The 25,924-nt window shown below is 73.9% G+C and carries 23 protein-coding genes; 2 read left to right on the top strand and 21 right to left on the bottom strand.

Annotation, left to right across the window (positions count from 1 at the left end):
- Positions 1 to 214 precede the first annotated feature (214 nt).
- Complete coding sequence (hisS, locus tag KOV94_RS19070; RefSeq protein WP_218052890.1) at positions 215 to 1,582, bottom strand: histidine--tRNA ligase; 1,368 nt, start codon at positions 1,580 to 1,582, stop codon at positions 215 to 217.
- Positions 1,583 to 1,689: 107 nt separating this feature from the next.
- The gene (locus tag KOV94_RS19065; RefSeq protein ID WP_218052889.1) at positions 1,690 to 2,415 is read right to left on the bottom strand and encodes an MBL fold metallo-hydrolase; all 726 of its coding nucleotides are present in this window, start codon (positions 2,413 to 2,415) and stop codon (positions 1,690 to 1,692) included.
- A gap of 152 nt (positions 2,416 to 2,567) precedes the next feature.
- Here KOV94_RS19065 and KOV94_RS19060 point away from each other — a divergent pair, with 152 nt between their 5' ends.
- Together KOV94_RS19060 and KOV94_RS19055 are read left to right on the top strand one after the other, a co-directional pair.
- Positions 2,568 to 3,341 carry a peptidylprolyl isomerase gene (locus tag KOV94_RS19060; protein WP_124343191.1) on the top strand — a complete coding sequence of 258 codons (774 nt, stop codon included), beginning with the start codon at positions 2,568 to 2,570 and terminating at the stop codon, positions 3,339 to 3,341.
- A 353-nt stretch (positions 3,342 to 3,694) separates the two neighbouring features.
- The gene (locus KOV94_RS19055; protein ID WP_218052896.1) at positions 3,695 to 5,377 is read left to right on the top strand and encodes a DUF349 domain-containing protein; all 1,683 of its coding nucleotides are present in this window, start codon (positions 3,695 to 3,697) and stop codon (positions 5,375 to 5,377) included.
- Positions 5,378 to 6,020: 643 nt separating this feature from the next.
- Here the strand turns inward: KOV94_RS19055 and KOV94_RS19050 are convergent.
- The 19 genes from KOV94_RS19050 to thrS all read right to left on the bottom strand — a co-directional run bounded on the left by KOV94_RS19050 (position 6,021) and on the right by thrS (position 25,707).
- The gene (locus KOV94_RS19050) at positions 6,021 to 8,354 is read right to left on the bottom strand and encodes a RelA/SpoT family protein (protein WP_218052888.1); all 2,334 of its coding nucleotides are present in this window, start codon (positions 8,352 to 8,354) and stop codon (positions 6,021 to 6,023) included.
- A gap of 148 nt (positions 8,355 to 8,502) precedes the next feature.
- Positions 8,503 to 9,084, bottom strand: coding sequence for an adenine phosphoribosyltransferase (locus KOV94_RS19045; protein ID WP_218052887.1), 582 nt, complete (start codon positions 9,082 to 9,084; stop codon positions 8,503 to 8,505).
- A complete protein-coding gene (gene secF / locus KOV94_RS19040) occupies positions 9,084 to 10,184 on the bottom strand; it encodes a protein translocase subunit SecF (RefSeq protein ID WP_124344102.1) in 1,101 nt (366 codons plus the stop codon). The genes KOV94_RS19045 and secF overlap by 1 nt, the downstream gene beginning before the upstream one ends.
- Positions 10,184 to 12,109, bottom strand: coding sequence for a protein translocase subunit SecD (gene secD / locus KOV94_RS19035; RefSeq protein ID WP_218052886.1), 1,926 nt, complete (start codon positions 12,107 to 12,109; stop codon positions 10,184 to 10,186). Before secD ends, secF begins: the two co-directional genes overlap by 1 nt.
- Before the next feature lie 82 nt (positions 12,110 to 12,191).
- Positions 12,192 to 12,623 (bottom strand): preprotein translocase subunit YajC, encoded by a 432-nt coding sequence (yajC, locus tag KOV94_RS19030; protein ID WP_268904344.1) that lies wholly within the window; start codon positions 12,621 to 12,623, stop codon positions 12,192 to 12,194.
- Between the two features lie 99 nt (positions 12,624 to 12,722).
- Complete coding sequence (gene ruvB / locus KOV94_RS19025) at positions 12,723 to 13,778, bottom strand: Holliday junction branch migration DNA helicase RuvB (protein ID WP_218052885.1); 1,056 nt, start codon at positions 13,776 to 13,778, stop codon at positions 12,723 to 12,725.
- Positions 13,771 to 14,376 (bottom strand): Holliday junction branch migration protein RuvA, encoded by a 606-nt coding sequence (gene ruvA / locus KOV94_RS19020; RefSeq protein ID WP_218052884.1) that lies wholly within the window; start codon positions 14,374 to 14,376, stop codon positions 13,771 to 13,773. The genes ruvB and ruvA overlap by 8 nt, the downstream gene beginning before the upstream one ends.
- Before the next feature lie 76 nt (positions 14,377 to 14,452).
- On the bottom strand, positions 14,453 to 15,019 hold the full coding sequence (gene ruvC, locus KOV94_RS19015; RefSeq protein ID WP_124343892.1) for a crossover junction endodeoxyribonuclease RuvC: 567 nt from the start codon (positions 15,017 to 15,019) through the stop codon (positions 14,453 to 14,455).
- Between the two features lie 54 nt (positions 15,020 to 15,073).
- A complete protein-coding gene (locus KOV94_RS19010; protein WP_124343893.1) occupies positions 15,074 to 15,829 on the bottom strand; it encodes a YebC/PmpR family DNA-binding transcriptional regulator in 756 nt (251 codons plus the stop codon).
- A gap of 9 nt (positions 15,830 to 15,838) precedes the next feature.
- Entirely contained in the window at positions 15,839 to 16,444 is a 606-nt protein-coding gene (gene pdxT, locus KOV94_RS19005; RefSeq protein ID WP_162352088.1) for a pyridoxal 5'-phosphate synthase glutaminase subunit PdxT, read from the bottom strand.
- 11 nt (positions 16,445 to 16,455) lie between these two features.
- Positions 16,456 to 17,700 carry a pyridoxal phosphate-dependent aminotransferase gene (locus KOV94_RS19000; protein ID WP_124343895.1) on the bottom strand — a complete coding sequence of 415 codons (1,245 nt, stop codon included), beginning with the start codon at positions 17,698 to 17,700 and terminating at the stop codon, positions 16,456 to 16,458.
- A gap of 114 nt (positions 17,701 to 17,814) precedes the next feature.
- Complete coding sequence (locus KOV94_RS18995) at positions 17,815 to 18,504, bottom strand: NUDIX hydrolase (protein ID WP_218052883.1); 690 nt, start codon at positions 18,502 to 18,504, stop codon at positions 17,815 to 17,817.
- Complete coding sequence (gene pdxS / locus KOV94_RS18990) at positions 18,501 to 19,424, bottom strand: pyridoxal 5'-phosphate synthase lyase subunit PdxS (RefSeq protein WP_124344150.1); 924 nt, start codon at positions 19,422 to 19,424, stop codon at positions 18,501 to 18,503. The genes KOV94_RS18995 and pdxS overlap by 4 nt, the downstream gene beginning before the upstream one ends.
- Before the next feature lie 123 nt (positions 19,425 to 19,547).
- Complete coding sequence (locus KOV94_RS18985) at positions 19,548 to 20,243, bottom strand: hypothetical protein (RefSeq protein WP_218052882.1); 696 nt, start codon at positions 20,241 to 20,243, stop codon at positions 19,548 to 19,550.
- Entirely contained in the window at positions 20,240 to 21,469 is a 1,230-nt protein-coding gene (locus tag KOV94_RS18980; RefSeq protein WP_162352092.1) for a glycosyltransferase family 4 protein, read from the bottom strand. Before KOV94_RS18980 ends, KOV94_RS18985 begins: the two co-directional genes overlap by 4 nt.
- On the bottom strand, positions 21,466 to 22,428 hold the full coding sequence (locus tag KOV94_RS18975; RefSeq protein WP_124344147.1) for a phosphatidylinositol mannoside acyltransferase: 963 nt from the start codon (positions 22,426 to 22,428) through the stop codon (positions 21,466 to 21,468). The genes KOV94_RS18980 and KOV94_RS18975 overlap by 4 nt, the downstream gene beginning before the upstream one ends.
- Positions 22,425 to 23,036, bottom strand: a complete 612-nt coding sequence (gene pgsA, locus KOV94_RS18970) for a phosphatidylinositol phosphate synthase (protein ID WP_124344146.1) — start codon at positions 23,034 to 23,036, stop codon at positions 22,425 to 22,427. Before pgsA ends, KOV94_RS18975 begins: the two co-directional genes overlap by 4 nt.
- Positions 23,037 to 23,043: 7 nt before the next feature.
- A complete protein-coding gene (locus tag KOV94_RS18965) occupies positions 23,044 to 23,691 on the bottom strand; it encodes an HIT family protein (RefSeq protein WP_308160664.1) in 648 nt (215 codons plus the stop codon).
- Positions 23,692 to 23,694: 3 nt separating this feature from the next.
- Positions 23,695 to 25,707 (bottom strand): threonine--tRNA ligase, encoded by a 2,013-nt coding sequence (gene thrS, locus KOV94_RS18960; RefSeq protein ID WP_218052881.1) that lies wholly within the window; start codon positions 25,705 to 25,707, stop codon positions 23,695 to 23,697.
- Positions 25,708 to 25,924: the final 217 nt, after the last annotated feature.

Genomic DNA, 25,924 nt, shown 5'->3' with positions numbered 1-25,924 from the left:
GGTCCGCGCACCCCGATGACGCAGGGACCGGCGGTCTACGAGGTGACGTTCCGCGACGACACGCTCGCGTACACGGTCGTGCGCGTCTGGTGAAGCGGGACGGGCCGCGGCGCGCCCTCGCTGACGCGGCCCGTGCCGCATCCCGGCGCGGGCCGTGCGTCACGACGGCGCCGGTCCGTGCGGCACGGCGACGCACGGACCGGCGCCGTGCGCGTCAGGCCTCGGCCGGGACCACGCGGGGCCACAGGTCGTCCGCCGGCGGCGCCCACGACGCGGCGTCGGCGGGCACCTGCTCGCCCGAGCGGATGTCCTTGACCTGGTCGCCCTCGTCGCCTCCCGGCTGCCCGAGGAACCACACGAAGGGGATCCCACGACGGTCGGCGTGCCGGATCTGCTTGCCGAACTTCGCCGCCGACGGCGCCACCTCGACGGGGATCCCGCGCGACCGCAGCGCGGTGGCGACCGCGTCCGAGCGCGACCGGTCCGCCTCGTCGGTCACGGCCACCAGCACGGCCGACGGCACCGAGCGCGTCGCGCGGACCAGCCCCGCGCCGAGCAGGCGCGACACCAGACGCGAGACGCCGATCGAGAGACCGACGCCGGGGTAGGTCGTCGCACCGTCGGACGCGAGCGTGTCGTAGCGCCCGCCGGAGCAGATCGACCCGAGCTGCTCGTGCCCGACGAGCACCGTCTCGTACACGGAGCCCGTGTAGTAGTCGAGCCCGCGCGCGATCTTGAGGTCCGCGACGACGACGCCCGGGGCCCGCTGCGCCGCGGCGCGCACGAGCGCGCCGAGCTCGTCGAGGCCCTCGTCGAGCAGCGTGTGCTCGGCACCGTGCCGCGCGGCGACCGCCCGGACGGCGTCGACGACGGACTCGTCGTCGCCCTGCACGGACGCGAGCTCGAGGCACGCCTGCGCCTGCTCCGGGGTCGCGCCCGCCTCGGCGACGAGCAGCTCCGCGACCGCCGCGCCGCCGATCTTGTCGAGCTTGTCGATGCCGCGCAGCACCGCGTCGACGTCGGTCAGCCCGAGCCCGCGGTAGAAGCCCTCCGCGACCTTGCGGTTGTTCACGAGGATCCGCACGGGCGGCAGGCCGATCTCCTGCAGCGCACCGAGCGCGTCGGCCATGACGAGCGGCAGCTCGACCTCGTAGTGGTACGGCAGGTCGCCCGCCGCGACGACGTCGATGTCCGCCTGGACGAACTCGCGGAACCGGCCGTCCTGGGGGCGCTCGCCGCGCCACACCTTCTGGATCTGGTAGCGCCGGAACGGGAACGCGAGGTGCCCGGCGTTCTCGAGCACGTACCGCGCGAACGGCACCGTCAGGTCGAAGTGCAGCCCGAGGCGTCCGCCGCGGTCCGGGTTCGCCGCGTCCTCCTGGAGCCGCGACAGGACGTAGACCTCCTTCGACGTCTCGCCCTTGCGCAGCAGCTGGTCGAGCGGCTCGACCGCACGCGTCTCGATGCCCGCGAACCCGTGGAGCTCGAACGTCCGCCGCAGGACGTCGAGCACGTGCTGCTCGACCATGCGGCCGTCGGGCAGCCACTCGGGGAATCCGGACAGGGGTGTGGGTCGCGCCATGGGGTGGAAGTCTTCCAGACCTGCCGCGGGGGTCGCGTCCGCATCCCGCGGCCGGTGCACCGTCCCGCTGTCGGCTCCCCGGCGGGGCCGTCGGGAGGTCGCCGCGGTCAGCCGCGCGCGAGGAACGGGTTCGTCGCGAGCTCCGTCGCCATGTCGCTCGTCGGGCCGTGCCCCGGGACGACGACGGCACGCGGGTCGAGCCGCGCGACGACGTCGCGCAGCGTGCGCGCCATGGTCGGTCCGTCCCCACCGGGGAGGTCGGTGCGGCCGATCGTCCCCGCGAACAGCACGTCGCCCGTGAGCACGACCGGCTGCCCGTCGCCCGCGTCGAGGAGGTACAGCGTCGACCCCTCCGTGTGCCCGGGCGCATGACGCGCGACCACCGTCACCTCGCCGACCTGCCACGTGACGTCGGCGCTGCGCGGGTCGGTCGCGTCGGCGCCGAACGGCTCGAGCCGCGCCGGCCGGTGGTACGCGTGCACGTCCACCCCGGCCGCGGTCAGCGCCTGGCCGAGCGGACCCGACGGGTCATGCGCGGCGCCGCCGAGCGCGCCGAGCGTGCCGAACGGGTCCGCGAGGCGGTACGCGTCGGCCGCGTGCACGCGGACCGGGACGTCCAGCGTCTCCGCGAGCGCGCCCGCGTCCCACGTGTGGTCGGCGTGCCCGTGCGTGACGAGCACCGCAGCCGGCCGCAGGCCGCGCGCCGCGATCTCCGCGGCGACCGCCGCGGCGACGCCCGCCCCGGGGTCGACCACGACGCAGGCGCCGTCCTCGGCGACGACGACGGTGCACCGGGCCGCGAACACGGGGGCCACGAACGAGAGAAGATGCATGGCCCGCACCGTAGCCCGCGACGCCCGTGGCGCGTCCGCGCGTCGGTCGTTGCCTCGACCAGGGCCCGGGCTGCCTAGACTGTCCGGGGTTCCTTCGTGCGGTGCGGCAGGTCGACGCCTGTCGTGCCGCACCGTCGACGCGAGGAGTGTGCGTGTCCAGCAAGCGCGAGCGCGAGTACGAGCGCCGCCGGTACGAGAAGTGGCAGGAGCGTCAGACGCAGGCGCGGGCGCGCCATCGTCGTCAGCGCGTCATCGCGGGATCCGTGGTCGGGGTGCTGGTCCTCGGCCTCGGCATCGGTGCCGCGGTCGCCCTGACACGCGACGACGCCCCGCCCACCGCCGACGCCACGACACCCCCGGCCACGACCCCGGACCCGGGCGCGACGTCACGCACGGGCAACGGCGGCGTGGTCCCCGACCCCGCCGCGGCCGAGGGCCGCACGTGGACGGGCGAGCTCGCGCTGTCGCAGGGCACCGTCGGCTTCGAGCTCGACGGCGCCGCCGCGCCGCAGGCGGTCGCGAACTTCGTGACGCTCGCCGGCGAGGGCTACTTCGACGGCACGTCGTGCCACCGCCTCACCACGCAGGGCATCTACGTGCTGCAGTGCGGCGACCCCACGGCCACCGGGACCGGCGGCCCGGGCTACTCGTGGGGCCCGATCGAGAACGCGCCCGCCGACGACCTCTACCCGGCGGGCACGATCGCGATGGCCCGCCAGGGCGGCAACGGCGAGTCCATGGGCAGCCAGTTCTTCCTCGTGTACGAGGATTCGCAGATCCCGTCGGACTCGGCGGGTGGATACACCGTGTTCGGCCACATCACGTCCGGCATGGACGTGCTGCAGGCCATCGCTGACGCGGGCACCGTGGAGGGGTCGGAGACCCCGGTGGACGCCGTCACCATCGAGGGAGTGGAGACCCAGTGACCGAGACCCCCGCATCGACCTCCTCGCCGGAGGACCCGACGCCCACTCCCCCGACCTCCTCCCCTGCCGTCCCCCAGGACGCGACGACGGACACCGCTCCCGCGGACACCGGCACCGCCGACGAGGCCACGACGACCGACGACGCGACCGACGCCGGGTCCGCCACCGACGCCACCGAGCCGCCCGACGACCCGACCGCCGGCGACGTGCCGAGCACCGACACCGCCGACGCGGCAGCCACGACCGACGCCACCCACGAGGCGGCCGAGGTCGCCGCCGACGACGCGGCCGAGACCGGTGCCGACGAGACCGGGACGACCGGCACGGCGGACCCGACGGTCGACGCGATCGAGATGACCGGCTCGGCGGACGCGACCGAGGCGACCGGCCCGGCGGAGGCGACCGGGGCGACCGCCACGGGCGACGCCGCCGACCAGGTGACCGCAGCGGAGACGACCTCGGCCGCGACCGCCGACGAGGTCGCCACCGCCGAGGCCGCCGACGAGGCGAGCACGACGGAGAACGCCGACGAGGCGAGCACGGCGGAGGACGCCGACGAGGCGAGCACGGCGGAGGACGCCGACGAAGCGGCCGGGACGACCGACGAGGCCGCGGCCACGCCGTCGCCCTCGACCGCGGTGCCGACGCCGCGTCCGACGCCCGCGTCGGCGCGCCCTGGCCCGCGACCGCGTCCGGTGCCGCACCCGCCGGCCCACCCCGCGGCCGCTCCCGCCACCCCCGCACCGGCCCCGGTCGCCGCCCCCGACGACAGCGCCGAGGCCGCGCACGCCGCGACGTTCGGCTCGGTCGACGCGGACGGCACGGTGTCGGTCCGCGAGGCCGCGGGCGAGCGCGTGGTCGGGCAGTTCCCGGGCGCGTCCAGCGAGGAGGCGCTCGCGCTCTACGTGCGCCGCTACCTGGACCTCCAGGCGAAGGTCACGCTGTTCGAGGCGCGGCTCCAGGCGACCGACCTGTCGGTCAAGGAGATCGACCAGACGCTCACGCGGCTCACGGAGGAGCTCAAGGAGCCGGCGGCTGTCGGTGACCTGGACGGGCTGCGCGAGCGCCTGGAGTCGCTGCGCGGCGTCGCCGCCGAACGTCGGGCCGCGGCGGACGCCGAGCGGCAGGCGGCACGGCAGGCGGCGCTCGAGGCCCGCACGGCGATCGTCGAGCAGGCGGAGAAGATCGCCGGCACGGATCCGGCGCGGATCCAGTGGCGCCCGGCCGGCGAGCAGCTGCGCACGCTGCTCGAGGAGTGGAAGACCGCGCAGCGCAGCGGCCCGCGCCTCGACCGTCCGACGGAGGAGTCGCTCTGGAAGCGGTTCAGCCACGCGCGCACGACGTTCGACCGTGAGCGCCGGCACTTCTTCGCCGAGCTCGAGGCGCGCAACGCGGGTGCGAAGGCTGCGAAGGAGCAGCTCGTCGCCGAGGCGGAGAAGCTCCAGGACAGCACCGACTGGGGGCCGACGGCGGGCGCGTTCCGCGACCTCATGACGCGCTGGAAGGCCGCGGGTCGCGCGAGCCGGGCGGACGACGACGCCCTGTGGGCCCGGTTCCGGGCCGCGCAGGACGCGTTCTTCGCGGCCCGCGACGCGCACTCGGCGGCGACGGACACGGAGTTCCGCGCGAACCTCGACGTCAAGGAGGCGCTGCTGGTCGAGGCCGAGGCCCTGCTGCCGGTGCGCGACCTCAACGCCGCCAAGCAGGCCATCCGCTCGATCCAGGACCGCTGGGAGACCGCGGGCAAGGTCCCGCGTGCCGACATCCAGCGGGTGGAGGGCCGGCTGCGCGCGGTCGAGTCGGCGATCCGTGACGCGGAGCAGACGCAGTGGCGCCGCACCAACCCGGAGACCCGCGCTCGTGCCGAGGGTGCGGCGGCGCAGCTCGAGCAGGCGATCGCGGGTCTCGAGGCCGACCTCGAGCGCGCGAAGTCGGCGGGCGACGCGCGCCGGATCGCGGACGCGCAGGCCGCGCTCGACGCACGCCGGTCGTGGCTCGAGCAGGTCCAGCGGGCCGCGGAGGACGCGCGCGGCTGATCCGCCGCGACACACCGTCGTCCACAGCCGGAGCCGGGCCGCCCCCACGGGGTGGCCCGGCTCCGTCATGCTGACGCGCGTGACGAGCCTCGACGACCTCCGCCCGCGGCCGCGCGCGCTGCCGACCGTCGTCCGGCGCGGCGACGTGGGCGCGGCCGCCTGGTTCGCGCTGGTCCGCGACGGCGTGCTGCGACCCGTGTGGGGGGACGTCGCGGTCGTCGCCGACCTGCCGTCGTCCCCCGCACTCCGAGGTGCGTCGCTGCTCGACGAGGTGCCGCGCGGCGGGGTCGTCGGGCGCGGGAGCGCGGCGTGGGTGCACACGGGCGGTGTGCCGCCGCCCAAGGTCGAGGTGCTCGTCGCCAGCGGCCGGCGTCGAGTCTCGCCCAGCGAGCGGCGGACGTCCGCGGAGGCGTCGCTCGTGCCGTCCGACGTCGAGGTCGTCGGCGGGCTTCGCGTGACCACGGTGCACCGCACGGGTACCGACGTCGCCCGGTTCGTCGCTCCGGCCCGCGCCCGTCGACTGCTCGTCGACCTCGTCTCCGCAGGCTTCGACCCGGACGCGGCGCTGCGGGAGCTCGACGCGCTGCGCGGACGTCGCGGCGTGCGCCAGGCGCGCGCGCTGCTGCGCGGCCTCGACGACGCGTCAGGCGCGGATGACGGGCTCCTCGGCGGCCTTCGACCCGGTGATGCGGTACACGTCGAACACGCCCTCGACCTTGCGGACGGCGGCGAGCACGGACGCCAGGTGCGACGGCTCGGCCATCTCGAAGACGAACCGCGACAGCGCGACCCGGTCGCGTGACGTCGACACGGACGCCGACAGGATGTTGACGTGGTGGTCCGACAGGACGCGCGTGACGTCGGACAGCAGCCGGCTGCGGTCGAGCGCCTCGACCTGGATCTGCACGAGGAACAGCGTCGAGCTGGTGTGGCTCCACTCGACGTCGACGAGGCGCTCGGGCTGCGACCGCAGGGAGTCGACGTTCACGCAGTCGGACCGGTGCACGCTGACCCCGGCGCCGCGCGTGACGAAGCCGACGATGTCGTCGCCCGGGACGGGTGTGCAGCACTTGGCGAGCTTGACCCAGATGTCGTCGACGCCCTTGACGACCACGCCGACGTCGCCCGTCCGCACCCGACGGGCCGTCGGCCCGGGACGGGCGGTCTCGGCGAGGTCCTCCTCGGCCGCGGGCTCGCCGCCGAGGGAGTGGACGAGGCGCTGCACGACGGTCGCCGCGGACACCTGGCCCTCGCCGATCGCCGCGTAGAGGGCGGACACGTCCTGGTAGCGCATCTCGTTCGCGAGGGCGACGAGCGACTCGTGGGAGAGCAGGCGCTGGATCGGCAGGTTCTGCTTGCGCATCGCCTTCGCGATGGCGTCCTTGCCGTGCTCGATCGCCTCCTCGCGGCGCTCCTTCGAGAACCACTGGCGGATCTTGTTGCGTGCACGGGGGCTCTTGACGAACCCGAGCCAGTCGCGCGACGGCCCGGCCGTCTCGGACTTGGACGTGAAGACGTCGACCACGTCGCCGTTCTCGAGCGCCGAGTCGAGCGGCACGAGCCGCCCGTTGACGCGTGCGCCCATCGTCCGGTGGCCGACCTCGGTGTGCACCGCGTACGCGAAGTCGACGGGCGTCGAGCCGGACGGCAGCGCGATCACGTCGCCCTTGGGCGTGAAGACGTAGACCTCGGAGCCGGCGATCTCGAACCGCAGCGAGTCGAGGAACTCGGTCGGGTCGGCCGTTTCCTTCTGCCAGTCGACGAGCTGGCGCAGCCACACCATGTCGTTGCCGGCGGCGTCGGTCTGCCCGCCCGCGGCGTTCTTCGCCGTCTCCTTGTACTTCCAGTGCGCGGCGACGCCGTACTCGGCCCGGCGGTGCATGTCGTGCGTCCGGATCTGGATCTCGACGGGCTTGCCGCCGGGGCCGATCACGGTCGTGTGCAGCGACTGGTAGAGGTTGAACTTGGGCATCGCGATGTAGTCCTTGAACCGGCCGGGGACCGGGTTCCATCGCGCGTGCAGGGCGCCCAGCGCCGCGTAGCAATCCCGCACCGTGTCGACCAGGACGCGTACGCCGACCAGGTCGTAGATGTCGGCGAAGTCGCGGCCGCGCACGATCATCTTCTGGTAGATCGAGTAGTAGTGCTTCGGCCGGCCCGTGACCGTGGCCTTGATCTTCGCGCTGCGCAGGTCGGCGCCCACCTGCTCGCGGACGACCGCCAGGTACTCCTCGCGCGCCGGGGCGCGCTCGGCGACCAGGTGCACGATCTCGTCGTAGAGCTTCGGGTAGAGCGTCGCGAACGACAGGTCCTCGAGCTCCCACTTGATCGTGTTCATGCCGAGGCGGTGGGCCAGCGGGGCGTAGATCTCGAGGGTCTCGCGAGCCTTCTTCTCGGCCGACGTCGAGGCGACGAACTTCCAGGTGCGCGCGTTGTGCAGCCGGTCGGCGAGCTTGATGACGAGCACGCGGATGTCGCGCGACATCGCGACGACCATCTTGCGGACCGTCTCGGCCTGCGCCGCGTCGCCGTAGGTGACCTTGTCGAGCTTGGTGACACCGTCGACGAGCATCGCGACCTCGGGCCCGAACTCGCGTCGCAGCTGGTCGAGCGAGTACTCGGTGTCCTCGACGGTGTCGTGCAGCAGCGCGGCGGCGAGCGTCGACGGCGTCATGCCGAGCTCGGCGAGGATCGTCGCGACCGCGACGGGGTGCGTGATGTACGGGTCGCCGCTCTTGCGCAGCTGGCCGCGGTGCGCCTTCTCGGCGACGACGTACGCCTGCTCGACGACCGTCAGGTCGGCCTTCGGGTGGTTGGTCCGCGCCGCCTGGAGCACGGGCTCGAGCGCGGGGAACGCCGGGCCGGACCGCTGGCCGAACCGCTGCAGACGGGACCGGACGCGGCTCGACGCGCTCGCCCCGGAGTCGGTCGCGACCTCGGGGACCGCGGCCTCGGGCGCTCGGACGTCGTCGCTCATGCCACCCCTCCCGCGGTCGTCGCCCCCTGGGACGTCTCGGCGGCCAGTGGCGGGACGTCCGACCCGCGGGGACCGGATCGCAGCAGTCTACGTCTGCCCGCAGGCGCGCACCGACACGCGACCGCCCGCGTCACCGCGACGGACGAGGTCAGGGCACCTGCACGAGCGCGTCGACGGGCAGGTCCCCCAGTCGCGCACGTCCGTCGAGTCCGAGCAGCTCGACGAGGAACGACAGCCCGACGACGTCGGCGCCGCACCGCCGGAGCAGCGCCACGGTCGCCGCCGCAGTGCCACCCGTGGCGAGCACGTCGTCGATCACCAGCACGCGCGCGCCCTCGGGCACCGTGAACGGGTGGATCTCGACCGACGCATGCCCGTACTCGAGCTCGTAGTGCTCGACGGCGGTCGGCCCGGGGAGCTTGCCCGCCTTGCGCACGGGGAGCACGCCGGCGCCGAGCGCGGTCGCGACGGGCGCCGCGAGCAGGAACCCGCGGGCCTCCATGCCGGCGACCAGGTCCACGCCGTCCGGAGCGTCGGCGGCGATCGCGTCGACGACGCCCGCGAACGCGGGGCCGTCGGCCAGCAGCGGCGTGATGTCCCGGAACAGGACACCGGCCTTCGGGTAGTCCGGCACACGGCGCACGAGCTCGTCGACGCGCGCGAGCAGCGCCGCACGGCCCGCGGGGGCGCCCGAGAGCGCCCCCGCGGTCGATCCGTCGATGGAGGTCATCACCGGCGCCGCTTCGGCTGCGCGGCGACACCCTGGTGCGCGCCCGGACGGAGCTGACCCGCCGAGTGGATGGTCGCGGCGGCCAGGGCCTCGGGGTCCTCGTCCTCCGACCCGCCCGTGCGCCGCTGCTCGCGTGCCGCGAGCACCTTGCGCGTGTGCTCGCGGATCGCGGGCTCGCGCTCGCGCAGCGAGACCTCGACCGGGGTCGCGAGGAAGATCGACGAGAACGTGCCGATCAGCATGCCGACGAAGAGCGCGAGCGCGATGTCGCGCAGCGTGCCCGCCCCGAGGACGAACGCGCCCACGAAGAGGATCGACGCGACCGGGAGCAGCGCGACGACGGACGTGTTGATCGACCGCACGAGCGTCTGGTTGACCGCGAGGTTGGCCTTCTCCGCGTAGGTGAAGCGGCTCTGGTCGAGCGTGTCGGCCGTGTTCTCGCGCACCTTGTCGAACACGACCACGGTGTCGTAGATCGAGTACCCGAGGATCGTGAGGAAGCCGATGACCGTCGCCGGCGTGACCTCCCAGCCGACGCCCGCGTAGACGCCCGCCGTGATGATCAGGTCGTGGAACAGCGCGACGAGCGCGGCGATCGCCATCCGCCAGTTGCGGAAGTAGATCGTCATCACGATCGTCACGAACAGGAGGAAGACGAGGATGCCGGTGATCGCCTTGCGCGAGATGTCCGCGCCCCACGACGGGCCGATGAACGAGGTCGTCACCTGGTCCTTCGGGACGTCGTACGCCTCGGCGAGCGCGCCCTGCACCTCCTCGACGTCCGCGTTGCTCAGCTCGGCGGTCTGGATGCGCAGGCTCTTGCCGCTGACCGTCGTCACCTTCGGCGACTCGGCCGGCGCGATCTCCTGCACGGTGTCGATCGCCAGCTGCTGGTCGAGGTTCTGGACGTTCGAGACGACGAACTCCGACCCGCCGCGAAACTCGATGCCCGGGTTGAGGCCGGGCTTGATCAGCAGCACCGCCGAGATCGCGACGAGGATCGCCGAGATCGTGTACCAGACGCGACGGCGGCCGACGATGTCGTACGACCGGCGCCCCGTGTAGAGGTCGTTGCCCCACTGGGCGAATCCCTGGGCCATCAGTGCTCGCTCCCCTCGGTGCGCCCGGTCCGGGGCTCGTGCTGCGCGGCTGCGTCAGGCGTCGGTTCGGGCGCGTCGGGCGGCGGTGCCGACCCGTCGCCGGCGGCCGCGCGGGCCGCCGCGCGGCGCTCCGCGATCGTCGGGCCGGACGTCACGGCGGCGCCGCTCGTCCCGACGCCGACCGGGACGCGGTCGCCGTCCTTCTTCGCCGACTTGCCGGTGGTCGACGGCGAGACCACGCGGCCGCGACCGGCATAGCGCACGGTGTCGACGCCCAGGCGGCGCGGGTCGAGGCCGGACGCCGGGTGGCCCTCGCCGAAGAACTTCGTGCGGGCGATCAGCGTCATCATCGGGTGCGTGAAGAGGAACACCACGATCACGTCGATGATCGTCGTGAGCCCCAGCGTGAAGGCGAAGCCCCGGACGCCACCGACGGTGAGCGCGTAGAGCACGATCGCCGCGATGAAGTTGACCGCGTCGGAGGCCAGGATCGTGCGCCGCGCCCGCTCCCACCCGCGCTCGACGGCGGCCTGCAGGGTCCGGCCCTCGCGCAGCTCGTCACGGATGCGCTCGAAGTACACGATGAACGAGTCCGCCGTGATCCCGATCGCGACGATCAGGCCCGCGACACCGGGCAGCGACAGGCGGTAGCCCTGCGTCCACGACAGCAGCGTGATGACGCCGTACGTGAGGACGGCCGCCACCACGAGCGACGCGACCGTGAGAAGCCCCAGCGCCCGGTACTGGAGCAGCGAGTAGACGACCACGAGGATCAGGCCGATGAGGCCTGCGATGAGGCCCTTCTGCAGCTGCTCCGAGCCCAGCGTCGCGGAGATCTGCTCCTCGCTCTGGACCGTGAAGCTGAGCGGCAACGAGCCGAAGTTCAGCTGGTTCGCCAGCGTGGCGGCCGACTCCTGCGTGAAGCTGCCCGAGATCTCGGGCTTGCCGTTGGAGATGATCGTCCCGGGCGCGAGGCTCGGCGCCGAGATGACGAGTCCGTCGAGCACGAAGGCGAACTGGTTCTGGGGCGTCGACAGGCCCTGCAGACGCGTCGTCACCTCGGTGAACTCCGTCGTGCCCTTCGAGCTGAACTCGAGGTTGACGACCCACTCACCCGTGGTCGCGCCGGACTGCGTCGTCCGCAGTCCCGAGCTCGCGCTGTCGATCTCCTTGCCCTCGATCTCGACCGGACCGAGGATGAACTTCCCCTGACCCTCCGGGTCGCAGGTCACGAACGCCTTGTCCGGGTCGCCCGAGGCGCCACCCGTGAGGTTCTTCGGGTCGGTGCAGTCGAGCGCGTCGTACTCCGCCTGGACCGCGGGCGTCACGTAGTACGCGATGTCGCTCGCGTTGTCCGGCGAGGCCTTGGACGGCGTGTCCGACGGCGCCTCCGACGCGCTCGGCGTCGGCTCGGGCGTCGCCGCGGCCTCCGCCGACGCGTCACCCGCAGCCGCCTCGCCGTCCTCGCCCGCCTGGGCGGCCGCCGACTCGGTCGGTGCGGGCGTCGCGGCGTCGTCCGCCGTGGTGGGGGTGGGCGCCCCGGCCACGAGCACGGGACGGAGCTCCATCTGCGCCGACGTCCGGACGAGGTCGAGCGTCTCCTCGCTCGGCGTCCCTGGAAGCGCGACCACGATGTTGTTGCCCTGGCTCGTGATCTCGGCCTCCGCGACACCGGACGAGTCCACGCGCTGTCGGATGACGGCGATCGCCTGGTTGATCGTCTCGGACGTGATCGCGCCGGGGTCCTCCGACACCGGCTTGAGGATGATCTGCGTGCCACCCTCGAGGTCGAGCGCGAGGTTGGGCGTCCACGTGGCGTCGGACGTCTTGGTGCCGGCGAAGATCGTGCCGAAGATGGCGACGATCAGCAGCCCGAGCCACAGGAGCGTGCGGGCCGGCCGGTGACGGCGGGTAGGAGGGGCCAACGGAGTCTTCTCTCGTGCGCGCACCGGTCACGCAGGTGACCGGTGGGGTCCAGGCCCGGGCGTCGTCACCCGGGCCGTGCGGTTACTTGGTGTCCGGCTCGTCGTCCTTCTTGCGCAGGACGGGCGGCAGCGAGGACAGGTCGTCGGGGACGTCGATGACCTCGTCGTTGGCGCGCGCGATGCGGTCGGCATCGGTCACGGCCTCGTCGTCGGTCTCCTCGTCGTCGGCCTCGTCCGTGTACTCGTCCTCCTCCACGGGCGGGTCGACCTTCTTGGCGATCGCGGCGCGGATCCAGCGCGTGCGGTTGCCCGGGGTCGACTCGACGGTGACGACGTCGCCGTCGACCTCCACCACCGTGCCGAACAGGCCGGAGCCGGTCATGATCTCGTCCCCGGGGGCGAGGTTGTTCCGGAACTCCTGCGCCGTGCGCTGCTGCTTGCGGCTGCGGCTCGTCATGAGCCAGAGCAGGCCGAAGGCGACGGCGACGAAGAGGAGGAAGCTGAGGTCCGGCACGAGTACGGCTCCGATCGAGTGGTGTGACTGCGGCAGTCTAGGCGCAGCGGCCCGCCGCTCCAACGTCCGGGCGTGCCGCCCGGTTCCCTCGACCGGCCGTCAGCCGAACAGGGTGCCCGGGCCGGCGACCGGCTCGAGCCCGAGGTGCTCCCACGCGCCGGGGAGGGCGACCCTCCCGCGCGGCGTCCGGCCGATCAGGCCCTCGCGCACGAGGAACGGCTCGGCCACCGTCTCGACCGTCTCGGGCTCCTCGCCCACGGCGACGGCGAGCGTGGTCAGCCCCACGGGCCCGCCGCCGAACCGTGTGCACAGCGCAGACAGCACGGCGCGGTCGAGGCGGTCGAGCCCGCGCTCGTCGACCTCGTACACCTCGAGCGCGGCGCGCGCGGCGCCCAGGTCGAGCGAGCCGTCGCCGCGCACCTCGGCCCAGTCGCGCACGCGGCGCAGCAGGCGGTTGGCGATGCGGGGGGTGCCGCGCGACCGCGACGCGATCTCCGCGGCGGCGTCCGCGGCCAGCGGAGCGCCGAGCAGGCCGGCCGAGCGCAGGAGCACGCGCTCGAGCTCGTGGGTCTCGTAGAAGTCGAGGTGGCCGGTGAAGCCGAACCGGTCGCGCAGCGGGGCGGGCAGCAGGCCCGCGCGGGTCGTCGCGCCGACGACCGTGAACGGCGGCAGTGCCAGGGGGATCGCGCTCGCCCCGGCCCCCTTGCCGACCACCACGTCGACACGGAAGTCCTCCATCGCGACGTACAGCAGCTCCTCGGCGGGGCGCGCGAGGCGGTGGATCTCGTCGAGGAACAGCACCTCGCCCTCTTCGAGGGAGGACAGGACGGCCGCGAGGTCGCCCGCGTGCTGGATCGCCGGACCGCTGGTGACGCGCAGCGACGTGCCGAGCTCGGCCGCGATGATCATGGCGAGCGTCGTCTTCCCCAGGCCGGGCGGGCCGGACAGGAGCACGTGGTCGGGGGCGCGGCCGCGGCGACGCGCGGCCTGCAGGACGAGCGACAGCTGGTCGCGCACGACGCGCTGCCCGACGAACTCGTCGAGCGAGCGGGGGCGCAGCGCGGCCTCGGCGGCACGCTCGAGGTCGTCGGCACCGGACCGGACCAGCGACTCGGCGGGCAGCCGTTCGGTCGCGAGCTCCTCGTCGTCAGCCATGCCCGCCGCCGAGGGTCCGCAGCGCGGCGCGCAGCACGCCCGCGACCTCGTCGGCGGCGACCGGCCCGGGGGCGTCCGCGAGCACGCGCTCGACCGCGTCGCCCGCCGTCCGCGCGTTCCAGCCGAGCCCGACGAGCGCCTCGACCACCTGGTCGCGCCGGTCGTCGGACGCCGACGCGCTCCCCGCGGCGGGCACCGGCGCACCGAGCCGGTCGCCGAGCTCGAGGACGATCCGCTGGGCGCCCTTGCGCCCGATGCCGGGGACCCGCATGAGCGCGGCGAGATCCTCCCCTGCGACCGCGCGGCGCAGGCCGTCGGGCGTGTGCACCGCGAGCATCGCGAGGGCAAGCCGCGGGCCGACGCCCGACACGGTCTGGAGCACCTCGAAGACCTCGCGCTCGTCGGCGTCGGCGAACCCGAACAGCGTGAGGGAGTCCTCGCGGACGACGAGGGACGTCGACAACGTGGCCTGCGCGCCGACCCGGAGCCCCGCGAGCGTCGCGGGCGTGGCCTGCACGAGCATCCCGACGCCGCCGACCTCGACCACGGCCGCGTCGAGCCGCACCGCCAGGACCGTCCCCCGCACCGACGCGATCACCGCGGCGTCCTCTCCGTCGTCGTCACGGCGCTACTCTCGCACACCGACCGAACACCTGTACGACAGGACACGCGCGTCACGCGTGCCGCTTGGCCGCCTGCTCCGCCGCCGCCCACGCGCGCTGCGCGGCCGTCATGGACCCGGGTGCCCGCTGCGGTGCGCCGAGCGCCCCGGCCGGCCGCCACAGGTGGCAGATCGCGAGCGCGAGCGCGTCGGCCGCGTCGGCAGGCTTGGGGATCTCGTCCAGGCTGAGCAGCCGCGCGACCATCGTCTGGACCTGCGGCTTGTCGGCGCGGCCGTTGCCCGTGACCGCGGCCTTGACCTCGCTGGGGGTGTGGAGCGCGACAGGGATGCGGCGACGCGCCGCGGCGACCATCGCGATCCCCGCGACCTGGGCCGTGCCCATGACCGTGCGCACGTTGTGCTGGGCGAACACGCGCTCGACCGCGACGGCGTCGGGCGCGTGCTCCTCGAGCCACTCCTCGATCTGCGCCTCGATCGCGAGCAGGCGCTGGTCGACCTCGTCGTCGACCGGGGACCGCGCCACGCCGACCGCGACGAGCCGGGTGCGCCGCCCGGGCAGGCCGTCGACGACACCGAGACCGCACCGGGTCAGGCCGGGGTCGACTCCGAGGACGCGCACGCTCGTATGGTCGCAGCCTCCCGGGTCGATCCCCGGGAGGCTGCGCGCCTGTCGTCAGTCGTCCTCGAGCTCCGCCATGACGTCGTCGGAGGCGTCGAAGTTGGCGTAGACGTTCTGCACGTCGTCCGAGTCCTCGAGTGCGTCGATGAGGCGCAGGATCTTGCGCGCGCCCTCGGCGTCGACCTCGATCTGCGTCGACGGCCAGAACACCACGTCGGCGGAGTCGTACTCGATGCCGGCGTCCTGCAGCGACGTGCGGACGGGCACCAGGTCGGTCGCCTCGCTCAGCACCTCGAAGGACTCGCCGAGGTCGTTGACCTCCTCGCCGCCCGCGTCGAGGACCGCCTCCATGACGGCATCCTCGTCGGTGCCCTCCTTGGGGACGATGACGACGCCCTTGCGGCTGAAGATGTACGACACCGAGCCCGGGTCGGCCATCTGGCCGCCGTTGCGGGTGAACGCGACGCGCACGTCGGACGCGGCGCGGTTGCGGTTGTCGGTGAGGCACTCCACCAGCACCGCGATGCCGCCGGGGCCGTAGCCCTCGTACATGATCGTCTGGTAGTCGGCGCCGCCGGCCTCCTGGCCGGACCCGCGCTTGAGGGCGCGGTCGATGTTGTCGTTCGGGACCGACGACTTCTTCGCCTTCTGGATGGCGTCGAACAGCGTCGGGTTGCCCGCGGGGTCACCACCGCCCGTGCGGGCGGCCACCTCGATGTTCTTGACCAGCTTCGCGAAGAGCTTGCCGCGCTTCGCGTCGACGACGGCCTTCTTGTGCTTGGTGGTGGCCCACTTGGAATGACCCGACATCGGCTCTGCCTACCCCTGGCTCTCGCGGACGATCTCGACGAACAGACGGTGCACCCGGGTGTCGCCCGTGACCTCCGGATGGAAGGACGTCACGAGGACGGGCCCCTGGCGGACCGCGACGATCCTACCGGCGGCCGGGCCCGACTCGACGCGCCCGACGACCTCGGCGGCCGGACCGACCTCCTCGACCCACGGCGCACGGATGAAGACGGCGTGCAGTGGCCCGTCCTCGACGCCCTCGATCGTGAGGTCCGTCTCGAACGAGTCGACCTGCCGCCCGAACGCGTTGCGCCGCACCGTGACGTCCACGCCACCGAGCGTCTGCTGGCCCTCGATCCCGCCGAGCACCCGGTCGGCGAGCAGGATCATGCCCGCGCAGGACCCGTACGCGGGCATCCCGTCGCGCAACCGGCGCTGCACGGGCTCGAACAGGTCGAACGCGCGCAGCAGCTTGTCGATCGTCGTCGACTCGCCGCCCGGGATGACCAGCGCGTCGACGGCGTCCAGCTCGCGCTCCCGACGGACGGGGACGGCGTGGGCCCCCTCGGTCGTGAGGGCGGCGACGTGCTCGCGCACGTCGCCCTGCAGGGCGAGCACTCCGACGGTCACGGTCACGACGGGCGATCCTAGTTCGCGGTCGCGAGCCGCCCGGACGATGCCCGGCTGGCGGTCGGCCCCTCGGCCGCGACGTGCTCTCGGCGCGTGGACGGCTCGGCGGGCGTGTGCGCGGCGACGGCCGCGACGAGACGCGCGAGCCCCTCGTGCAGCACCGACGGCGACGCGGCGAGGCTGACGCGGACCTGCCCGTGCGCGGCCGGCCCGAACGTCGACCCGGGCGCGACGGCGACGTGCCGCTCGGCGAGCAGCCGCAGCGCGAACGCGTCGGTGTCCGGCGTCCCGACGTCGACCATGAGGTAGAAGGCGCCCTCGGGCCGCACGTAGCCAAGGCCTGCGGCGTCGAGCAGGGCGACGGCCGCGTCGCGCCGCGCGCGGTACTGCGCGACCGCGTCGGTCACGGCGTCCTGCGGCCCGGTGAGTGCGGCGAGGGCCGCGTGCTGCCCGGGCGCCGACGGGCACGCGATCGTCGCCTCGGCGACGTGGCCGATCGTCTCGACCAGGTCGTGCCGCGGCGTCGCGAGGAACCCGGTGCGCCACCCCGTCATCGCGTACGTCTTCGACAGGCTGTGCTGGACGACGACCCGTCCGTCGGTGTCGAAGGCGGCCGGGCTGACGTGGGTCGCGCCGAACGTGACGGCCTCGTAGCACTCGTCGGAGAGCACCCACAGGTCGTGCCGGCGGGCCACGCCCACGAGGCCGGCGACGACGTCGGCCGGGTACACCGCGCCCGTCGGGTTGTTGGGCGAGCACACGACGATCGCCCGCGTGCGCGGGCCCACGGCCGCCTCGACGTCGGCGACGTCGGGCACGAAGCCCCGCTCGGCCGACGTCGGGTAGGTCCGGACGACGGCCCCGACGGAGATCGCGGCCATCGCCCAGTTCGGGAACATCGGGTCCGGCAGCAGGATCTCGTCGCCCGGGCCGAGCAGCGCGGCCATCGTCATGGTGAGCCCGTGCATCGCGCCGTGCGTCACGACGACGTCGTCGTGGTGCGTCGGGCGGCCGCTGACGCGCGTGACCCGCTCGGCGGCGACCTCGCGCAGCTCGGCGAGTCCGGTGCTCGCGGTGTAGCCGGCACGCCCGTCGTGCGCGGCCCGCGCCGCGGCGTCGACGACGTGCGCGGGCGGCGCGGTGTCGGGCTCGCCGATCTCGAGGTGGAGCGCCTCCGGGTCGCGGTGCGCGAGCTCCATCAGGGTGCGGATGCCGCTGCGGGGGATGTGCAGCGTCGGGGACGTCGGGGCCAGGGTGGGCATGCTCTCGACCGTACACAGTCGACGTTACTGGTCAGTACCCCCTGCGGGATGACGCGACGGGACCCGCTCCGTCGCGTGACGAGGCACCGCCCCCCCGTCCCGGCGTCGCACCGCTCAGTGCTCGTGCGCGAGCCCCAGGTGCCGCACCGTGCCGTCCCATCCCGCCGCGAGGTCCTGCACGAGGGCCGCGAGCCCGACGGGGAACACCTCGATCTCGACCGCGGCGAGCTCGTCGAGCGGCCACCAGCGGAGCTCGTCGAGCACCCCGGCCTCGAGCTCGGTCCACCCCTCGCGGCTCAGCTCGCCGACGTCCGTCGAGCGGACCCGCGCGAGGTAGAGGTCCTCGTCCTGGCGGCAGTGCTGCGCGAAGAAGTCGAAGATCGCCGACCGCGTGAGCACCGGACCCTGCAGCGCGGCCGGGTCCAGCACGATGCCGGTCTCCTCGCGCAGCTCGCGGAGCGCCGCGGTGCGCGAGTCCTCGCCGTCGTCGATGCCGCCGCCGACCGTGAACCACCAGCTGCGCTCGGGCTGGTCGACGTCGTGCCCGCGCATGAGCAGCACGCGGTCGTCCTCGTCGAGCAGGATCACGCGCGCGGCGCGCCGGAACAGCAGCCCGTCGGGCCCGGGACGCCACTCGGGGCCGAGCCCGTGCACCGGTCCCCCGCCGTCGGCGTGCCCGCGCGCCGCCACCGGCACGGCACCCTCGCCGGCCGCGACCGTGGCCGCGTCGCCGCCGGGCAGGCCGAGGGCCGCGGACGACGTCACGCCGTCCGCGGCCCCGGGTCCGTGCGGGTCGGAGGTCACCAGCCCCGCTCGGCGAGGCGGTGCGGCACCGGCACGTCGTCGACGTTGATGCCGACCATGGCCTCGCCGAGGCCGCGGGAGACCTTCGCGACGACGTCGGGGTCGTCGTAGAACGTCGTCGCCTTGACGATCGCGGCCGCGCGCTCGGCCGGGTTGCCGGACTTGAAGATGCCCGACCCGACGAAGACGCCCTCCGCGCCGAGCTGCATCATCATCGCGGCGTCGGCCGGCGTGGCGATGCCGCCCGCGGTGAACAGGACGACGGGCAGCTTGCCGGCGGTCGCGACCTCCTTGACGAGGTCGAACGGCGCCTGGAGCTCCTTGGCGGCGAGGTACAGCTCGTCCTCGGGCAGCGACGTCAGCCGGCGGATCTCGTCGCGCAGCGTGCGCATGTGGGTCGTCGCGTTCGAGACGTCGCCCGTACCGGCCTCGCCCTTCGAGCGGATCATCGCGGCGCCCTCGGTGATGCGACGCAGCGCCTCGCCCAGGTTGGTCGCCCCGCACACGAACGGGACGGTGAACGCCCACTTGTCGATGTGGTGCGCGTAGTCGGCGGGCGTCAGGACCTCGGACTCGTCGACGTAGTCGACGCCGAGCGACTGCAGCACCTGCGCCTCGACGAAGTGGCCGATGCGCGCCTTCGCCATGACGGGGATGGAGACGGCCTCGATGATGCCGTCGATGAGGTCCGGGTCGCTCATGCGCGCGACGCCGCCCTGCGCACGGATGTCGGCCGGGACGCGCTCGAGCGCCATGACGGCGACGGCACCCGCGTCCTCGGCGATCTTCGCCTGCTCCGCGGTGACGACGTCCATGATCACGCCGCCCTTGAGCATCTCCGCCATGCCGCGCTTGACCCGCGCGGTGCCGACGGTCGGCTCCTGCGTCGTGGTGGTCGGCTGGGTGTTCTCGCTGGTCACGTCGAGCCTCACATGATGTGGTGCGGGTGGAGGGCCGGGCGTCCGCCCGTCCTCCCATCGTAGTCGCTCGCCGAGCGGCTCCCCGGCGCCGTCCATGCTCCGGGCCGCGGTGTGGTGCGTCTCTCAGACCGCGGCGGACGGCCCCTCGACGCCGGGTCCGGTCGCCCCGCCGACGCGCCCCTCGGACGCGCGCGCACCGGGCCGCCCCAGCGCCGCCGGCCACTCGTCGTCGAGCTCGAGCGTGCGCGGCGCGGGCGCGTGCCCGGCGAGACGGAAGAGCCGCACGAGCGGACCGCGCCGCGCGCGCAGCGTCTGGGCCACGGCCTCGTTGTGGAACCGCCGCGCGAGCTGCACGCGGTACCAGGCGGACCCGAGGCTGCCGAGCAGCTCGTCCCCGTCCGGGTCGGCACGCAGCGCGGCGACGTCGTCGGGGTCGCCGAGCGCCTCGCGCAGGGTCGCGGACAGCTCGCTCTCGACGCGCCCGCGCGCGTCGGGGTCGCCCGACGACGACGCTGCCTCCTCCGACAGCAGGTCGCGCATCCCCGGCGGCAGCGCGCCGGCGTCGTTCGTCGACGTGCCGGTCGACAGCGACGCCCACGCGGCCTCCGCGACGAGCACCGAGCTCACGGGGTCGAGCTGCCCGGACGTCGCGAGACCCGCGGCGACGGTCGCCCGACGCAGCAGCTGGGCCTCGACGACCGCGCGCGACGCGGCGACCTTGCGGTGCAGGCGGTCGAGCCGCGACGCGGCGACCCACGCCCACCAGAGGCCGAGCGCCACCACCAGGACGACGACGACCGTGACCTCGGACCAGCTCACCGCTCACCCCACGACCGGCGCAGCTCGAGGAGCCGCGCACCCCGCACCGACGACGGGTCCTCGCCGACCGGCGCGTCCCGTCCGGCGACGACCATCTCGTACACCGCGTGCACCTGGTCGGTCACGACCGACCAGTCGTACCGCCGCACCGACGTGCGCGCGGTCTCGACGACGCGGGCGCGCAGGTCCGCGTCCCGCAGCACGCGCACGAGCGTGCGCGCGAGGTCCTCGCTGTCGCCCGTGCGGAACAGGACGCCCGCGGCGCCGTCGTCGAGCACGCGCGAGAACGCACCGAGGTCGCTCGCGACCACCGCCGTGCCCGCGCTCATCGCCTCGACGAGCACGATGCCGAAGCTCTCGCCGCCCGTCTGGGGCGCGCAGTACACGTCGACGGACGCGAGGAGCCGGGCCTTGTCCTCGTCCGAGACCCCGCCGAGGAACTCGACGGCGCCCGCACGGTCGCCCAGCACCTCGCGCGCCTGCTCCGGCCCGGAGTCGCCGCGACCCGCGACCAGGAAGCGTGCGCCCGGCAGCTCGTCGAGCACGCGTCCCACGGCGCCGAGCAGCACCGGCAGGCCCTTGCGCGACTCGTCGAGCCGGCCCAGGAACGCGACCGTCGGCGCCGACGGCGTGCCCGTCCAGCGCGCGTCCGGACGCGCCTGCGCGAACGCGTCGACGTAGACCCCGTTCGGGATGACGACCGCGTCGCCCCCGAGGTGCTCGACGAGCGTCCGGCGCGCGTCCTCCGACACCGCGATGCGCGCGGAGATCTTCTCGAGCGACTGGCGGACCAGCGGGTACGCGACCTGCATCGAGCGCGAGCGCACCTGCGACGTGTGGAACGTCGCGACGACCGGGCCGTCGGCGATCCACAGCGCGAGCATGCTGAGGCTCGGCGTCACGGGCTCGTGCAGATGCAGCACGTCGAACTGCCCCGCGGCCAGCCACTTGCGCACGCGCGCGGCGGTCATCGGCCCGAACGTCAGGCGCGCGACCGAGCCGTTGTAGCGGACCGGCACGGCCTTGCCTGCGGCGGTGAGGTACGGCGGGACGGGCGTGTCGTCGTCCGCGGGCGCGAGCACCGAGACCTCGTGCCCACGTGCGAGGAGGGCCTCGGCGAGGTCGCGCACGTGGAACTGCACGCCGCCGGGCACGTCGAACGAGTACGGGCAGACGATCCCGACGCGGAGCCGGCGTCCGTCGCCGCGCCCCCGGCCGAGCCTCACGACCCGCCCTCGGACGCGGCGACCGTCGCCGCGTACCGGGCCGGGTCGAGGTCGTCGACGAACACCCGCTGCAGCATGTGCCAGTCCTGCGGGTACTGCCGGATGCCGTCGGCCAGCGCGTCGACCCACGCCTGCGTCATGACGCGGATCTGCTCGGCCCGGGGCAGGCCCTCGGGCACGGGCACCACCGGGCTGAACTCGATCGTCACGCCCCACGGCGAACCGGCAGCCCGGCGCCGGGCGCCGCGCAGCCGCTCGTAGCGGACGAGGACGGGGAACAGCGGCACACCGGTCGACACCGCGAGCGCCGCCGGCCCGGCAGCGACGCGTGCGCGGTGCCCGAACAGGTCGACCTCGACGCCCTTCGCGGTGAGGTCGCGGTCCGCGAGCAGCGGGATCACGGCGGCGCTGCCGCGTGCGGCGCGGATGAGGTCGCGGAACACGTCGCCGCCGCCGGACAGCGGGATGATCCGCAGCCCGATGCTCTCGCGGAACGCGACGAACTCCTGGAACAGCTCCTCGGGCTCGAGGCGCTCGGCGACCGTCGTCACGGGTGCGAGGTGCCGGGTGGCCCAGGCGCCCGCGAGGTCCCAGTTCCCGACGTGGCCCAGCGCCATGAGGATCGGGCCGTCGGCGTCGAGGTACGGCTGCGCCCGCTCGCGGTGCACGGCGCGCACCCGGGCGTCGACCTGCTCCTGCGAGACGCCGACCAGCGCGAACGCCTCGGTGAAGTAGCGCATGTAGGAGCGCATGCCGGCACGGCTGAGGCGCCGCAGAGCGCGCGCGTCGAGGTCGGGCCGGGCGCGGCCGAGGTTCTTCTCGAGGCGTCGGACCCCGCCGCCGCGACGCAGCCAGGTCACGTCGGCGGCGAGCCGCGCGGCGCCCCGCAGGACGGGGCCGGGCACCTTGCCGGCGTACCGCCACGCGAGCCGGTAGAGACGGGCGATGTCGACGTTCACTCGGTCACCCCGACGGCCTGGCGGTGCACCTTCGCCATCCGCTGCACGACGGTGACCGCCGACGCGACGGCGAGGAGCCCGAGGACGACCGTCAGCACGACGGTCGGTGCTCCGAGCCCGACGGCGGCGGTCGCGACGAGCGCGACGAGCAGGCGGTCCGCGCGCTCCGCGATGCCGCCGGACGCGGACATGCCGAGCCCTTCGGCACGTGCACGGGCGTAGGGCACGACGGAGCCCAGGACGAGGCAGGTGAGCGCGAGCACGGCCGTGACCTCGTCGTCGCCGCGCCCGAAGAACCACAGGACGAGACCGGCGAAGATCGCGCCGTCGCCGAACCGGTCGAGCGTCGAGTCGAGGAACGCGCCCCACGGTCCGGAGCGGCCGGACTGCCGCGCCATGACGCCGTCGAGGGAGTCGGTGAGCGCGAACAGCCCGATGAGCAGCGCGCCGAGGAACAGATGGCCGGTCGGGAAGGCCCACAACGCCGTGACCACGACGACGAGGGTGCCGGCGATCGTCACCGCGTCAGGCGAGACGCCCAGGCGCAGCAGCGCGGACGCGAGGGGCGTGAGGACGCGTTGCATCGCGCCCCGGAGTCGGTTCAGCACGTGCCGGTCATCCCTTCGCGTCCACGTCGGCGCCGGTGCCGCCGGTCTCGGCGCCCGGCCACGCCGCCGCGAGGCGTGCCCGCGTGTCGCCGAGCAGCTCGGGCAGCGCGCGGCTGCGTCCGACGATCGGCAGGAAGTTCGAGTCGCCGCCCCAGCGCGGGACGACGTGCTGGTGCAGGTGGGCGGCGATCCCGGCGCCGGCGACGTCGCCCTGGTTCATGCCGAGGTTGAAGCCGTGCGGGCCCGAGACCGCACGCAGCACGCGCATCGCCGTCTGCGTGAGCGCGGCGACCTCCACGACCTCGTCGCCGGTGAGGTCCGTGTAGTCGGCGACGTGGCGGTACGGGCAGACGAGCACGTGCCCCGAGTTGTAGGGGTACAGGTTCATGACGACGTAGGCGGTCTCGCCGCGCGCGACGACGAGACCGTCCTCGTCGGACAGCGACGGGATGCGGCAGAAGGGGCACCCGGGGCCGGCGTCGGCGTCGGTCGGCTTGTCCTGCCCGCCGATGTACGCCATGCGGTGAGGCGTCCAGAGCCGCTCGAAGCCGTCCGGGACGCCCGCGAGGTCGCCCGGCCGGTCGGTCCCGGAGGTGCCGGGGCTCGCGACGACGTCGTCGTGCGCGGCCCCGGCACCGGGGTCGGTGGTGCTCACCCGTCAGACCTGCGCGCGCTCGCGCACGGCCGTGACGATCCGCTCGACCGCCTCCGCGACGGGCACGCCGTTGTCCTGACGGCCGTCGCGGTACCGGAACGACACGGCACCCGCGTCGGCGTCCTCGCCACCGGCGATGAGCACGAACGGGATCTTCTGCGTCGACGCGTTGCGGATCTTCTTGCCGAACCGGTCGTCGGAGCGGTCGATCTCCGCGCGGATGCCCTCCGCGCGCAGCTGCGCGACGACCTGCTCGAGGTACGGCTCGAACGGCTCGGCGACCGGCACGGCGAGCACCTGGACGGGCGCGAGCCACGCGGGGAACGCGCCCGCGTAGTGCTCGGTGAGGACCGCGAAGAACCGCTCGATCGACCCGAACAGCGCGCGGTGGATCATGACCGGCCGCTGGCGCGAGCCGTCGGGCGCGGTGTACTCGAGCTCGAACAGCTCGGGCAGGTTGAAGTCGAGCTGGATCGTCGACATCTGCCAGGTCCGCCCGATCGCGTCCTTGGCCTGCACGGAGATCTTCGGGCCGTAGAACGCGGCGCCGCCCGGGTCCGGGACGAGGTCCAGGCCGGACGCCTCGGCGACCTGGCGCAGCGTCTCGGTCGCCTCCTCCCAGACGTCGTCCGACCCGACGAACTTGTCGGGGTTCTTGGTCGACAGCTCGAGGTAGAAGTCGTCGAGGCCGTAGTCCTTGAGCAGGTCGAGGACGAAGGTGAGCAGGCTCGTCAGCTCGTCCTTCATCTGCACCTTGGTGCAGTAGATGTGGGCGTCGTCCTGCGTGAACCCGCGCGCGCGGGTCATGCCGTGGATCACGCCCGACTTCTCGTACCGGTACACCGTGCCGAACTCGAACAGCCGCAGCGGCAGCTCGCGGTAGGACCGGCCGCGCGAGCGGTAGATGAGGTTGTGCATCGGGCAGTTCATCGGCTTGAGGTAGTAGTTCTGCCCCTGCCGCTTGACGTTCCCCTCCTCGTCGAGCTCCTCGTCGAGGTGCATCGGGGGGTACATGCCGTCCGAGTACCAGTCGAGGTGCCCGGAGAGCTGGAACAGCCGCTCCTTGGTGATGTGCGGGGTGTTGACGAACGAGTACCCCGACTCGACGTGCCGCTTGCGCGAGTACGCCTCCATCTCCATGCGGATGAGACCGCCCTTGGGGTGGAACACCGCGAGCCCGGACCCGATCTCGTCGGGGAAGGAGAACAGGTCGAGCTCGTTGCCGAGCCGGCGGTGGTCGCGCCGCTCCGCCTCGGCGACGCGGTCGAGGTACGCCTTGAGCTCGTCCTTGGTGGGCCACGCGGTGCCGTAGACGCGCTGCAGCTGCGGGTTCTTCTCGCTCCCCCGCCAGTACGCGGCCGCGGAGCGGGTGAGCTGGAACCCGTTGCCGAGCGCGCGGGTCGACGGCACGTGCGGGCCGCGGCAGAGGTCCTGCCAGACGACCTGCTCGCTCTCGCGACCGGCGCCGCGCACGTTCTGGTAGATGCTCAGGCCACCGAGGCCGACCTCGACCGACGCACCGTCGGCCGCCGCGGGGTCGCCCTTGAGGCCGATGAGCTCGAGCTTGTAGGGCTCGTCCTTCAGCTCCTCGCGCGCCTCCACCTCCGTCACGTCCCACCGGCGGAAGGTCTGCCCCTCCTTGACGATGCGCCCCATGACCTTCTCGATCGCGCGCAGGTCCTCGGGGGTGAACGGGGTGTCGACGTCGAAGTCGTAGTAGAAGCCGTCGGTCACGGGCGGGCCGATGCCGAGCTTCGCCTTGGGGTTGATCTCCTGGACGGCCTGCGCGAGCACGTGCGCCGCGGAGTGCCGCAGCACGGCGAGCCCCTCGGGGTCGGCCGCGGTCACGCCCTCGACGACGGCGCCGTCGGGCACCGGGAGGTGCAGGTCGCGGAGCTCGCCGTCGACGCGGGCGACGAGCACGTCGCGGCGGTCGGCGAAGAGCTGCGTGCCCGTGGTCCCCGGCTCGGCGGTCGTGGCGGTGCCGTCGACGGTGAGGTGGATGAGCTCGGGCACGGGTGCTGCCTCCTTGGGTGGGTGCCGGCCGGGCGGCGGGCCCCTCGATGCTACCGGCGCGCGACGACGCGACCGGCCGTGATTCCCCTGCGCACGGTCCTGCGCGCGGGGCCGCACGACGTGCCTTCTCGCCGCGGTTGCGGTGGGCCGAACGGGTGAACCTCGCGCGAACGTCCGTGCCGGCGGTGATCCCCCGCGGAGCCTCGGGACGACGAAG

Source organism: Cellulomonas algicola, assembly GCF_019024305.1.
Lineage (GTDB): Bacteria > Actinomycetota > Actinomycetes > Actinomycetales > Cellulomonadaceae > Cellulomonas > Cellulomonas algicola.
Note: the sequence above shows the minus strand (reverse complement) of the source record. Positions and strands in the feature narration are given on the sequence as shown.